Genomic DNA, 12,666 nt, shown 5'->3' on the forward strand with positions numbered 1-12,666 from the left:
GCCTGTGGGCCACCGCCGCCAGAAGCGGCGGTGACCCACTTCTGCGGCGTGCTTCAGCTGAGCGTTCGGCCGGCGCGACGATGATGCCTTCGGACCCGCGGACGTAGCTGTCCTCGATGTCGTCCACGGCGAAGCGTTGTCAGCCCGAATCAGCGGTAGATGGCCAGCCAGATCGCGATGTAGTGGGACAGGGCGGCCAGCACGGTCGCCGCGTGGAAGAACTCGTGGTGGCCGAACACCTGGGGCCACGGGTTGGGCCAGCGGGTCGCGTAGAAGATCGCGCCCATGGTGTAGAACGCGCCGCCCACCAGGAGCAGGACGAGCGCCGCCACGCCTGCCTGGTGCAGCAGGTCCGGCAGCACGAACACGGCCACCCAGCCCAGCGCGATGTAGATCGGCGTGCCCAGCCACCGTGGCGCGTGGGGCCACAGGAGCTTCAGCAGCACACCCAGTACGGCGCCGCCCCATACGACCGCCAGGACTATGTAGCCCGTCGGCTGGGGCATGGCCAGCAGGGTGAACGGCGTGTACGTCCCCGCGATGAACAGGAAGATCATCGAGTGGTCCAGGCGCTTCATCCACGCCCGCACGCGCTGGCTCACCCACCAGCGCCGGTGGTACAGGGCGCTCACGCCGAACAGGCCGAGCACGGTCGCGCCGTACACGGCCGTGGCCCAGCCCGCGGTGGCGGACACGGTGGCCGCGGAGACGGCGATCAGGGTGGCGCCGGTGGCGACCGAGACCAGGAACGACCAGTAGTGGATCACGCCGCGCATTCGCGGCCGCAGGTGCTGGGTGGGCGGCGGTGGGTTGAGCATCGCGGCTGGCACGAAAGTCAGGCTACGGGACCGTAGGTTCGCGCGCCCGGCACCGTGAACGGCCTCACGACCAGCCGACGACCTCTCGGTGCTCGACCGCGAGGCAACGGTCCATGACCACGTCCAGGCCACCCTCGGCGGCGATCGTGGCGCCTTCCTCGCTCAGCACGCCCAGCTGCAGCCACAGCGCACCCGCCCCGATGGCCACCGCGTCGCGGGCGATCTCCGGCACGTGCTCGGGGCGGCGGAACACGTCGACGATGTCCACACCCGGCGGCAGGTCGCTCAGCGACGCGTACGCGGGCAGCCCCTCCCACGACTCCAGCGCGGGGTTCACCGGCAGGATGTGCAACCCCGCCCGCCGCAGGTAGCGCGCGACCCCGTGGCTCGGCCGGCCGGGGCTCGCGGACAGGCCGACGACGGCGACCGTCCGTGCCTCGCGCACCAGCCGCTCGATCACGGAGAGGTCCTGCCACCGCGGATCGATGTCCGTTCGCTGCATGCTTCCAGTGTGCCCTGTCCCCGGCCGGGCCGCGTACCCTGCGAGAACGTGACATCCCTCTGGCGGAGATTCCGCAAGAAAGCCTCCCGGCTCGTCTACGGCCTCTACGACAAGCGGCTCATCCAGCAGGCCGCGGGCCGCCACCCCCGGCACGTCGGGGTCGTGCTCGACGGCAACAGACGCTGGGCGCGGGAGGCGGGGTTCACCGATGTCGTCGACGGCTACCTGGCCGGCGCCCGGCGGATCGCCGAGCTGCTGAGCTGGTGCCGGGAGGCGCACGTGGAGGTGGCCACCCTGTGGCTGCTCTCGACCGACAACGTGACACGCCCGCAGGAGGAGCTCCAGCCCCTGCTCAAGGTCATCGAGGGCGTCGTCGACGAGCTCGCCGAGGACGGCAACCCCTGGCGGATGCGCATCATCGGGGCGCTCGACGTGCTGCCCGACGAGACCGCCACCCGCATCGCCGCCGCCGCACGGCGGACCGAGGGGCGGACGGGCATGGAGGTCAACATCGCGGTCGGTTACGGCGGCCGCCGGGAGATCGCGGACGCCGTGCGCAAGCTGCTGCAACAGCACGCCGAGGAGGGCACGACCATCGAGGAGCTGGTCGAGGTCCTCGACGTCGACCACATCGCGGAGCACCTGTACACCTCGGGCCAGCCCGACCCGGACCTCGTCATCCGCACCTCCGGTGAACAACGGCTGTCCGGATTCCTGCTCTGGCAGTCCGCGCATTCCGAGTTCTGGTTCACCGAGGCCTATTGGCCCGACTTCCGGCGCACGGATTTCCTCCGCGCGCTGCGCGACTACGCAATTCGGCACCGCCGGTTCGGTTCCTAGAAAAACGACCGCGAGGGCTCGGAAATGAATCCGAGCCCTCGCAAATCGTCAGGGCGAGATCAGTCCTCGTCGGCGAGCGACTGGGCGATCAGCGCCGGGGTGGTGGCGATGCCCGTGTAGGCGCCGGCCACCAGCGCGGCCGCGCCGGTGCCCAGTGCGCCGCCACCGAGGATGACGGTGTCATAGGCGTTCCCGAAGTCCGGGAGCGCGCCGTCCTCCTCCAGCACACCCGGCACGTCCAGGTCGTCCACCGGGTCCGCGGCGGCGGTCGCCGGCGTGGCGACCATCGACAGGCCGATGGCGGCAGCGGCGACAACGCCGACCTTTTTCAGCACGTTTCCATCTCCTTCGACAACGGGTTTTCGGGAAACTTCACGGGATCCGTTCCTTGTGGTCCGTCACGAACCACGCTACTGGCGAACGAATGAGTTCGCGTCGCCGAATACCCCATCGTGTCGAGGATTTCGGTATGTTCACCATTTCTGGTTTTCCGCGAAGATTGGCCGGCTCTGCTCGGTGATCATCGCGTAAACGCTTGGCAGCGGACTGTGCCTGGTCAGCGGCGCGAGTGCGGCTCGAGTGGGCCAAGGTGGTCGCCTGGACGACGGATGCCCCAGGTCAGCGGCCATGATCACGCCGTGTAGCCGGGTTGTGCATCTGCACGTGCGATCACGATACGAAAATCACCTGCGTGGCTGCCTGTCGAGTAACCGCAACCCCGGGTAGCGTCCGAAGTGATGGGTCGCGCCCACGCGGCCCGTCCCGGGAGGCCCAGGTCGTGATGGCAACGATCGAGAGGGCCGGCACCCGGCCCTCGTGGGCGACGCGGCCGGCGTCGAGGAGGTCCTCGGAACCGACCTGATCGCCCAACCTGGGTGGGTGCCTGGCCCTACGAGGAGCGAACGTGGGTGTCGCGTTCGCATGGGAGTTGCCGTGACCGCATCGCGTTCTTCTGGAGGCTCCGTTGACCAGCGCCGCACCTACGTTCTCGACACGTCCGTGCTCCTCTCCGACCCGTGGGCGGTGACCCGATTCGCTGAGCACGCCGTCGTTCTCCCACTCGTCGTGATCGGTGAGCTCGAGGGCAAGCGCCACCACCCCGAGCTCGGCTGGTTCGCCAGAGAAGCTCTCCGACTGCTGGATGACCTGCGACAACGTCACGGCCGGCTGGACAAGCCGATCCCCATCGGGACCACGGGCGGCACGCTGCACGTGGAGCTGAACCACTCCGACCCGGGCGTGCTGCCGCCCGGTTTCCGCGCCGACTCCAACGACGCCCGCATCCTCGCCTGCGCGCTCAACCTCGCCGCCGAGACCGACGGCGTCGCCCTGGTCACCAAGGACATCCCGCTGCGGGTCAGGGCCGCCGCGGTCGGCGTCGACGCCGACGAGTACCGCGCCCAGGAGGTCACCCCGTCCGGCTGGACCGGGATGGCCGACCTCGAGCTGCCCGCCGAGGCGCTCGACGCGCTGTACCGCGACGGCGAGATCGACCCGGCCCTCTACGAAGGCGAGCAGGCCGCCGAGTACCCGTGCAACACCGGCCTGCGGCTGATCGCCCCCTCGGCGAGCGCGCTCGGCCGGATCACCAAGGACAAGCAGGTCCAGCTCGTCCGCGGCGACCGGGAGGCGTTCGGCCTGCACGGCCGCTCCGCCGAGCAGCGGGTCGCGCTCGACCTGCTGCTCGACCCCGAGGTCGGCATCGTCTCGCTCGGCGGGCGGGCCGGCACCGGCAAGTCGGCGCTCGCGCTGTGCGCCGGCCTCGAGGCGGTCATGGAGCGCGGGCTGCACCGCAAGGTCGTCGTCTTCCGCCCGGTCTACGCGGTCGGCGGCCAGGAGCTCGGCTACCTGCCCGGCTCGGAGAGCGAGAAGATGCAGCCGTGGGCGCAGGCGGTGTTCGACACCCTCGGCGCGCTGGTCAGCAAGGCCGTGATCGACGAGGTGCTCGACCGCGGCATGCTCGAGGTGCTCCCGCTGACCCACATCCGCGGCCGCTCGCTGCACGACTCGTTCGTGATCGTCGACGAGGCGCAGTCGCTGGAGCGCAACGTGCTGCTGACCGTGCTGTCCCGGCTCGGCACCGGGTCGCGGGTGGTGCTCACCCACGACGTGGCGCAGCGGGACAACCTGCGCGTCGGCCGGCACGACGGCGTCGCCGCGGTGATCGAGAAGCTCAAGGGCCACCCGCTGTTCGCACACGTCACGCTGACCAGGTCGGAGCGCTCGCCGATCGCGGCGCTGGTGACCGAGATGCTGGAGGATCACGCCTGATCCGAGCGGCTGGACCGCGCGGCGGCGCCCGTCCCTGGTAGGGATAACCCCCGGGTCAAACCGGGAGCTTTCCTGATGGTTCGCGGGGTCCCGGCACGAGAGTGTTGACTCGTGACGAACCTCGTGCCGATCCAGGAGCGGGCGCCGCGCGTCCGCACCGCCGCCGTGCGGCGGCCGTCCGTCTTCGCCGTCCGGCTGGGACTGTCGGGCATCGTGCTGTCGGCGTTGTTCATGACCCAGCTGACCGTGGTCGCGTGGGACCGGATGAACGTGCTGGACACGACGATGTCCGACTACGTCTTCGTGCCGCGGGTGGGCTGGATGTTCGACGCCGCCGTGCTGTGCATGTGCGTCGCCGGCATCGGCGCGACGGCGGGCCTCGCCGCGATCCGGCTGCTGGGCAACGGCTTGCTGCGCGTCGCGCTCGGGCTCGCGGTCCTCGGGTCGCTGCTCGCCGCGCTGTTCCGCACCGACCTGGGCGAGTCACTGTCCACTTCGGCCCAGATCCACCGGTACGCGGCCGGCGTGGTCTTCTTCTGCGTGCCGATCGCGGCCTTCCTGCTGGCGCGCTCGCTGACCGGCGTCGGCTACCTCACCCGCGACCGGAAGCTGTTGTACGCCAACGTGATCGTGACGTCGGTCGTCCTGGCGCTGTTCATGACGAGCCACTTCGGCGCGATGCCCGAGCTGCTGCAGGAGCTCAACGGGCTGTTCCAGCGGCTGCTGTTCGTGCTCGAGCTGATCCTGCTCGGCCAGATCGTCCTGCTGCCGCTGCGGTTCCGGCTGCTACCAGCCGCGCGGTAGCGGGGCGCCCTCGGCGAAGCCGGACGCCGACTGCGTGCCGACGACCGCCTTGGCGTGGAACTCCTCGAGCGTCGTCGCCCCCGTGTACGTGCAGGCCGAGCGGACGCCGGAGCAGATCGAGTCGAGCAGGTCCTCCACGCTCGGCGCGGCCGGGTCGAGGCGCATCCGGGAGGTCGAGATGCCCTCCTCGAACAGCGCCTTGCGGGCCCGGTCGAACGCGCCGTCGCCGCGGGTGCGGGCGGTGACCGCGCGCTTGGACGCCATGCCGAACGACTCCTTGTACGGCTGGTCCTGCTCGTCGCGCTGCAGGTCGCCGGGCGACTCGTACGTGCCGGCGAACCACGAGCCCACCATCACGCTGGACGCGCCCGCGGCGAGCGCGAGCGCCACGTCGCGCGGATGTCGGACGCCGCCGTCGGCCCACACGTTCTTGCCCAGCTCGCGGGCCGCGCGGGCGCACTCGAGCACGGAGGAGAACTGCGGGCGGCCGACGCCGGTCATCATCCGCGTGGTGCACATCGCGCCCGGCCCGACGCCGACCTTCACCACGTCGGCACCGGCCTCGATCAGGTCGCGCACGCCCTGCGCCGTGACCACGTTGCCGGCCGCCACCGGTACGCCCGGCTCGCTCGCGCGCACCGCCTTCAGGGCGGCGAGCATCTTCTCCTGGTGGCCGTGCGCGGTGTCCACGACGAGCGTGTCGACGCCGGCCTCGGCCATGGCCGTCGCTTTGGCGGCCACGTCGCCGTTCACGCCGATGGCCGCGGCGACCCGCAGCCGGCCGTCGTCGTCGACGGCCGGCCGGTACAGCTCGGCCCGCAGCGCGCCGACCTCGGTGAGCACGCCCGCGAGCCGGCCCTCGCCGTCGACGCCGAGCGCGATCTGGGCGGTGCGGCCGTGCAGCCGGTCGAACACCTCGCGCGGCGGCGTGCCGATCGGCATGGTGACGAGCTCGGGATCGGCCACCTCGCCGACGCGGGTGAACCGGTCGACGCCCGCGCACGCGCCCTCGTCGACCACGCCAACGGGCCGGCCGGCGCCGTCGACCACGACGACCGCGCCGTGTGCGCGCTTGGGCAGCAGGTTCAGCGCGTCGGCGACCGCGTCGCCGGGTGTGAGCACGAGCGGGGTGTCCCAGACGGTGTGCCGGGACTTCACCCACGCCACGATGTCGGCCACCACGGCGGGGTCGACGTCCTGCGGCAGCACGACGAGCCCGCCGCGGCGGGCGACCGTCTCGGCCATCCGCCGCCCGGCGACCGCGGTCATGTTGGCCACCACCAGTGGAATGGTCGCACCGGTACCGTCCGATGTGGACAAGTCGACGTCGAACCGCGACTCGACCGACGATCGGTTGGGCACCAGGAAGACGTCGTCGTAGGTCAGGTCGTAGGCCGGCGGGTCGTTGAGGAAGCGCACGTCAAGAGCGTAAACGCTGGTGCCGGGCGCGCTGGCCTCGGTGACGCCGGTGGTGCCAGACTGCGCCCGTGCACTGGCTTCGCGTCGGCTCGGCCGCGTCGGTCGGTATGGCCGTGGTGACCCTGGTGGCCGCGGTGTCGATCACGGTCGCCGCGGTCGTCGCGGTGGTGGTGACCACCCAGTGGCAGTGGGCCTTCGCCGCCGTGGTGGGGCTGCTGTTCGCCGCGCTGTCCTGGCGCCTGTTCGTGCGGGGGCTGTACGTCGACGACCACGGCGTCCGGGTCCGGCTGGTGTTCCGGACGGTCACGTTCGAGTGGGCGTCCGTCCGCGCGATGCGGCCGCAGGAGGTCTCCCTCGCCGGTGCGGACGCGGCGGACCGGCCGGCCCGGCAGGTGTGCTTCGACCTGGCCGACGGGCGAACCGTCGAGGCTCCCGTCTTCGGCACGGCCGACTTCGACGGCATCGTGGTGGACCTGCAGCACCGGCGGGAGCAGGTCCGGTAGCGCCGCCGGTCACGAGCTGCCGGGCAGCATGGCGCGCAGGGTGTCGATGGTGTCCGCTTCCGGGGGTTCCTTGTCCGGTCGGTAGCGCACCACGCGGGCGAACCGCAGCGCCACGCCGCCCGGGTAGCGGGAGCTGACCTGCACGCCGTCGAGGGCGATCTCCACGACCAGGTGCGGGCGCAGGTACACCGTCCAGTCCGTGCGCCGGTCCTCGTACTTGGGGAACTCCTCGGTCTGCCACGCGAGCAGCTCGTCGGTGAGGCCCTTGAACGTCTTGCCGACCATGATCGGCGGGCCGCCGTCCGGGTCGCGAGCGCCGAGGTGGAGGTTGGACAGGTAGCCCGTGCGCCGGCCGTGGCCCCACTCCGCCGCGAGCACGACCAGGTCGAGCGTGTGCACCGGCTTGACCTTGCGCCACGCCTTGCCCCGCCGGCCGGCCTGGTAGGTCGAGTCGAGGTCCTTCACGACCACGCCCTCGTGGCCCTTCTCCAGCGCCGCGTTCAGCACCTCCTCCGCCTGCTCGACGGTCGGCTCGATCGCGCCGGGGATGACCAGCGCGTCGCCGACCGCCTTGTGCAGGGCCTCGTTGCGCTCGCGGAGCGGGGCGTCGATCAGGTCGGCGCCGTCGAGGTGGACGCAGTCGAAGAAGTACGGGTGCAGCAGCAGCTCGCGCTCGCTGGTCGCGCCGAAGCGGCTCATCGTCTCCTGGAACGGGCGGGGGCGGCCGTCGTCGTTGAGGGCCAGCGTCTCGCCGTCGAGGACGGCCTGCCGCGCGGGCAGCCGCTGCACCAGGTCGACCAGCTCGGGGACGGACCTGGTGATCTCGCGCAGCGTGCGCGTGTAGACGTGCACCTCGTCGCCGTCCTTGTGCACCTGGATGCGCGCGCCGTCGAGCTTGTACTCGATCACCACGGCACCTTCCAGCGCCTCGGCGAGCGACTCGCCGGGGGACGCGAGCATCGGGCGGATCGGCCGGCCGAGCGTCAGGCCGAACTCGTTCAGGGCCGCCTCGCCGCCGGTCAGCGCGGCCTCGGCGGTGTCGGGTAACCGCCCGGAGAGCATGAACGCCCGGCGGACGGCCTCCTTGCCGACCCCGGCGGCCGCCGCGATCGCGTCGAGCATGACGCCCTCGAGGGCGCCCTGGCGGAGCTCGCCGGCGAGCAGGTGCAGCAGGAAGCGCTGCTCGGCGACGGTGGCCGCGCCGAACAGGGCGCCGAGCAGGTCGGACCGGCGCTGCGCGGACCCCTTTCCGCTGGTCGCGGCGATCTCGTCGAAGGCGTGGTCGACCTCTTCGACAGTGAGCGACGGGGACTCGGCCGGCGCGTGCCGCAGGTCGACCAGCGTGCGCCAGCCCGCGCCGATGCGGCCCTGCCGCGGCGTGCCGGCCAGGTAGCCGACGACCGTGCCGATCTGGTCGCCGGCGCGGCGGAGCAGCTCCGCGAGCGCCTCGACCTTGGCCAGCCGGGAGCGGGTGGCCGAGACGGCGGCGGAGGTCTGGACGACGTCGGCGAGCAGCACAGCGACATCATGCCCCCGAGGACCGACATTCCGCCGGGCTTGACCTTCACCATGGGGGAGGGCCCAGCGTGGCGGGTACCGGGCGCGGTGCCCGGTTCGAGGAGGTGCGTGGTGCTGACCATCGGGACGTTCGCCAGGGCGTCACGGCTCTCGCCGAAGGCGCTGCGGCTGTACGACGAGCTGGGGCTGCTGCGCCCGGCCCGGGTCGACCCGGTCAGTGGATACCGGCTCTACGAGCCCGCCCAGCTGGAGCGGGCGCGGCTGGTGGCGTGGCTGCGGCGGCTCGGCATGCCGCTGGCGCGGATCAAGGCGGTCTGCGACCTGCCGCCCGCGTCGGCCGCGGCGGCGGTCGCCGAGTACTGGAGCCACGTCGAGGCGGAGACCGCGGCCAGGCGGGACCTCGCCGAGTTCCTCGTCGACCATCTGTCTAGAAAGGACTCGGAGATGTCCTCGCCGCTCACCGTCCGCTTCGCCGTCCGCACCGATCGCGGGCTCGTCCGCGACACGAACCAGGACCGGGCCTACGCCGGTCGGCGCGTGCTCGCCGTCGCCGACGGGTACGGCTCCGGCGAGGCCGGTGCCGCCGCCAGCGAGGCCGCGATCGACGCCCTGCGCCGGCTGGACGCCACCGTGCCCGCGGGCGACCTGCTGAACGTGATGTCCGAGGCCGGCCGCCGGGCGGGCACGGCGGTGCGCGACCTCATGGCGGCGGACCCCGAGCCGGACGGCGGCACGACGCTGACCGCGCTGCTCTGGTCGGGTTCGCAGCTGGGCCTCGTGCACATCGGCGACAGCCGCGCGTACCTCCTGCGGGACGACGAGCTGTTCCAGATCACCCACGACCACACCGTCGTCCAGGCCATGGTGGACGAGGGGAAGCTGACGGAGGACGAGGTGGCGACCCACCCGCAGCGGATGCTCCTGCTGCACGCCCTGGGCACGCGCGAGCCGGACGTGGCGCTGCGGGACGTCCAGGTGGGCGACCGCTACCTGCTCTGCTCCGACGGCCTGCACCGCGTCCTCGACGACGACACCCTGCGCTCGGTGCTGAGCTCGATCGCGGACCCGGACGCGGCGGTCGGCCACCTGGTGGACCTGGCCAACCAGCAGGGCGGCCCGGACAACGTGAGCTGCGTGATCGCGGACATCGAAGCCCGCTGACGACGGCGGGGCGCGGCTGCGCTACGAAGTGACCCGTGCCAGACGAGCCGCGCCCCGCCTTCGTTCCGCTATGGCCCGTCTGTGAACGCGTGGACGGGTGTATCGGCATCGTTGTCCACGACGGTGCCTGCCTCGGGCATCTGGGCGATCAATTGGACGACTACCTTGACGGGCTGCGCCCGGGCGATGCCCTGGAGGCTCGTGGCGCTGTCGTGACAGCTGTACTCGTCAACCGTGTTCTCGACCGAGTTAAGTACGGTCGGACCGTCCCAGGCACGATCGCCCTCGAGCACGCCGAGATCATTGGTGACGATTCCCGGTTCGAGTTGATCGATTTCAATGGCGACGTGTCGTGTTCGTGGGCGCGGTTTGCCGGTTCGGTACGATTCAACCACTCGCGCTTTCACCAACACGTCAGCTTCGACAACGCGACGTTTGCCAGCACGGCGCAGTTCGAAAACGTCCAGGTGACCGGAGAACTCCGCTTCGTCAACGCACGCTTCGAGAAGCGGGCCCGGTTCGGCCCGCTCAGGGCATCCGGCCTTGACCTTGACGGGGTGCGCTGCGCGGCGATGACGGAGATCGACGTGCAGGTCGAGCGCCTCACTTGTCGGCGTGCGCGCTTCGAAGAGGGGGTTGTGATCCGGGCGAACGATGGTGCGGTCTTCGTCGAGCAGGCCAGGTTCGGCGCACCGTCGCTGATATCCGGAATCCGGGTGATGCCGCGGCTGAGCTCGTTGCGGCAGACCGAAGTCAACAATCTCGAGCTGGCCGACGTCGACCTGCGGTTGTGCGTGTTCGCCGGGGCCTACCGGTTGGATCAGCTCCGCCTCGCTGGGCGATGTCCGTTCGACCGCCCGCCCCGCGGTTGGTGGACTCGGCGCCGGACCATCGTCGAGGAGCACGTGTGGCGCAAGTGGCCCACCGACCGGCCGGACTACTGGCACCTCTACCCAGCGGATCCGGAGCGGATGGCGAACGTGTACCGGTCGTTGCGGAAGGCCTTTGAGGACAGCAAGTTCGAGGCCGGGGCGGGCGACTTCTACTACGGCGAGATGGAGATGCGGCGCCACTCCGCCGAAACCCCGCACGCGGAGCGTTGGATCCTCACGGTCTACTGGCTGCTGTCCGGCTACGGGCAGCGGGCCGCGCGGGCGATCGCGGCCCTGGTACTGGTCATCGTGGTCGTCGGGGTGCTGCTCGCGTTGTGGGGGCAGCCGGCCGGCGACGCGGCGCGGATCGCCGTCGGGGCGGTCGTGTTGCGCGAGCCCGGGGCCGAGCTGACCGAGGCCGGGCAGTGGACGGTCATGGTCGCGCGGGTGCTCGGGCCGGTGTTGCTCGCACTCGCGGTGCTGGCGGTTCGGGCCCGGGTCAAGCGGTAGTCAGCCGCCGCGGGACATGCGCAGGACGTCGAGTGCCTCGTCCAGCTGGGCTTCGGTCAGCTTGCCGTCGTCGACATGGCCGCGTTCCAGCACGACCTCGCGAATGGTCTTGCGCTCCGTCAGCGACTGCTTCGCGATGGCGGCCGCCTCCTCGTAGCCGAGGTAGCGGTTCAGCGGCGTGACGATCGACGGGGAGGACTCCGCGTACTCGCGCTGGCGGTCCACATTGGCCGCCACGCCGGCGAACACCTTGTCCGCCAGCAGGTGTGACACGGAGGAGACGAGGCGGGCCGACTCGAGGACGTTCCGGGCGATCACCGGCAGCATCACGTTCAGCTGGAAGTTGCCCTGGCTGCCGGCGAAGGCGACCGCCGCGTCGTTGCCGATCACCTGGGCCACCACCATCATCGTGGCCTCGCAGATCACCGGGTTGACCTTGCCCGGCATGATCGACGAGCCCGGCTGCAGGTCCGGCAGCGCCAGCTCGCCCAGGCCCGTCCGCGGGCCCGAGCCGAGCCACCGCACGTCGTTGGCGATCTTGTAGAGCGCCACGGCGACCGTGCGGAGCTGGCCGGACGCCTCGACCACGGAGTCCTGTGTGGCCTGCGCCTCGAAGTGGTCGCGCGCCTCGGTCAGCGGCAGCCCGGTCTCCGCCGCCAGCGCGGACGCGACCAGACCGCCGAACTCCGCCGGCGCGTTCAGGCCGCTGCCCACCGCCGTGCCACCGATGGGCAGCTCGCCCAGCCGGGGCAGGCACGACTCCAGCCGCTCGATGCCGTACCGCACCTGCGCCGCCCACGCGCCGGCCTCCTGCCCGAGCGTGAGCGGCACCGCGTCCATCAGGTGCGTGCGGCCGGACTTGACCACCGACGCCCACTCCCCGGCCCGCCGCTCGATCACCGACGCGAGGTGCTCCAGCGCCTGCAGCACGTCGCGGACCACGGCCTCGGTGGCCGCGACGCGGATCGTCGTGGGGAAGGTGTCGTTGGACGACTGCGACGCGTTGACGTGGTCGTTCGGGTGTACGTCCAGGCCCGACGACCGGGACGCGAGCGTCGCGATGACCTCGTTGGCGTTCATGTTCGACGAGGTCCCCGAGCCGGTCTGGAACACGTCGATCGGGAACTGGTCGTCGTGCCGGCCCTCGGCGACCTCCTCGGCCGCGGCGGCGATCGCGCCGGCCAGGTCGGGCTCGAGGATGCCGAGACGCTCGTTCGTCCGCGCGGCCGCCGCCTTCAGCAGGCCGAGCGCGCGGATCTGGCTGCGCTCGAGCCCGCGACCAGAGATCGGGAAGTTCTCCACGGCCCGCTGCGTCTGGGCCCGCCACAGCGCGTCGGCGGGCACCTTGACCTCGCCCATCGTGTCCCGCTCGATCCTGAACTGATTCTCGGTCACCCCTCCATCCTGACGTGTTGCGGCGAGGCCCGCCCGGGTAGCTTGTGGTGGTG

12 protein-coding genes are annotated in these 12,666 nt (G+C 71.4%); 6 read left to right on the forward strand and 6 right to left on the reverse strand.

Going from position 1 to position 12,666, the window contains the following annotated elements:
* Nucleotides 1-149 precede the first annotated feature (149 nt).
* A complete protein-coding gene (trhA, locus tag VH969_RS17240; RefSeq protein WP_331975400.1) occupies nt 150-818 on the reverse strand; it encodes a PAQR family membrane homeostasis protein TrhA in 669 nt (222 codons plus the stop codon).
* Between the two features lie 64 nt (nt 819-882).
* Nucleotides 883-1,320, reverse strand: a complete 438-nt coding sequence (locus tag VH969_RS17245; protein WP_331975322.1) for a CoA-binding protein — start codon at nt 1,318-1,320, stop codon at nt 883-885.
* A 48-nt stretch (nt 1,321-1,368) separates the two neighbouring features.
* Between VH969_RS17245 and VH969_RS17250 the strand changes: the two genes are divergently transcribed.
* Entirely contained in the window at nt 1,369-2,160 is a 792-nt protein-coding gene (locus VH969_RS17250; RefSeq protein WP_331975324.1) for an isoprenyl transferase, read from the forward strand.
* Nucleotides 2,161-2,219: 59 nt separating this feature from the next.
* Here VH969_RS17250 and VH969_RS17255 read toward each other — a convergent pair whose 3' ends face one another.
* Entirely contained in the window at nt 2,220-2,495 is a 276-nt protein-coding gene (locus VH969_RS17255; protein ID WP_331975326.1) for a hypothetical protein, read from the reverse strand.
* Between the two features lie 586 nt (nt 2,496-3,081).
* Here VH969_RS17255 and phoH2 point away from each other — a divergent pair.
* Both phoH2 and VH969_RS17265 read left to right on the forward strand, forming a co-directional pair.
* On the forward strand, nt 3,082-4,431 hold the full coding sequence (gene phoH2 / locus VH969_RS17260) for an RNA 5'-3' helicase PhoH2 (RefSeq protein ID WP_331975328.1): 1,350 nt from the start codon (nt 3,082-3,084) through the stop codon (nt 4,429-4,431).
* Between the two features lie 111 nt (nt 4,432-4,542).
* Nucleotides 4,543-5,235 (forward strand): DUF998 domain-containing protein, encoded by a 693-nt coding sequence (locus tag VH969_RS17265; RefSeq protein WP_331975330.1) that lies wholly within the window; start codon nt 4,543-4,545, stop codon nt 5,233-5,235.
* On the opposite strand, the gene VH969_RS17270 is transcribed toward VH969_RS17265, so the two are convergent.
* Nucleotides 5,218-6,654 carry a GuaB1 family IMP dehydrogenase-related protein gene (locus VH969_RS17270; protein ID WP_331975332.1) on the reverse strand — a complete coding sequence of 479 codons (1,437 nt, stop codon included), beginning with the start codon at nt 6,652-6,654 and terminating at the stop codon, nt 5,218-5,220. The two genes, VH969_RS17265 and VH969_RS17270, sit on opposite strands and share 18 nt — an antisense overlap.
* 68 nt (nt 6,655-6,722) lie before the next feature.
* On the opposite strand from VH969_RS17270, the gene VH969_RS17275 reads away from it, so the two are divergent.
* Nucleotides 6,723-7,157, forward strand: a complete 435-nt coding sequence (locus VH969_RS17275) for a PH domain-containing protein (RefSeq protein ID WP_331975334.1) — start codon at nt 6,723-6,725, stop codon at nt 7,155-7,157.
* A 9-nt stretch (nt 7,158-7,166) separates the two neighbouring features.
* Here VH969_RS17275 and VH969_RS17280 read toward each other — a convergent pair whose 3' ends face one another.
* A complete protein-coding gene (locus VH969_RS17280) occupies nt 7,167-8,675 on the reverse strand; it encodes an ATP-dependent DNA ligase (RefSeq protein WP_331975336.1) in 1,509 nt (502 codons plus the stop codon).
* A gap of 111 nt (nt 8,676-8,786) precedes the next feature.
* On the opposite strand from VH969_RS17280, the gene VH969_RS17285 reads away from it, so the two are divergent.
* Nucleotides 8,787-9,836, forward strand: coding sequence for a MerR family transcriptional regulator (locus VH969_RS17285; RefSeq protein ID WP_331975338.1), 1,050 nt, complete (start codon nt 8,787-8,789; stop codon nt 9,834-9,836).
* Nucleotides 9,837-9,871: 35 nt separating this feature from the next.
* Nucleotides 9,872-11,218 carry a pentapeptide repeat-containing protein gene (locus tag VH969_RS17290; protein WP_331975340.1) on the forward strand — a complete coding sequence of 449 codons (1,347 nt, stop codon included), beginning with the start codon at nt 9,872-9,874 and terminating at the stop codon, nt 11,216-11,218.
* Here the strand turns inward: VH969_RS17290 and VH969_RS17295 are convergent, their stop codons facing one another.
* Nucleotides 11,219-12,613, reverse strand: coding sequence for a class II fumarate hydratase (locus VH969_RS17295; RefSeq protein WP_331975342.1), 1,395 nt, complete (start codon nt 12,611-12,613; stop codon nt 11,219-11,221).
* Between the last annotated feature and the right edge of the window lie 53 nt (nt 12,614-12,666).

It is taken from the genome of Actinophytocola sp. (genome assembly GCF_036555685.1).
GTDB lineage: Bacteria > Actinomycetota > Actinomycetes > Mycobacteriales > Pseudonocardiaceae > Actinophytocola.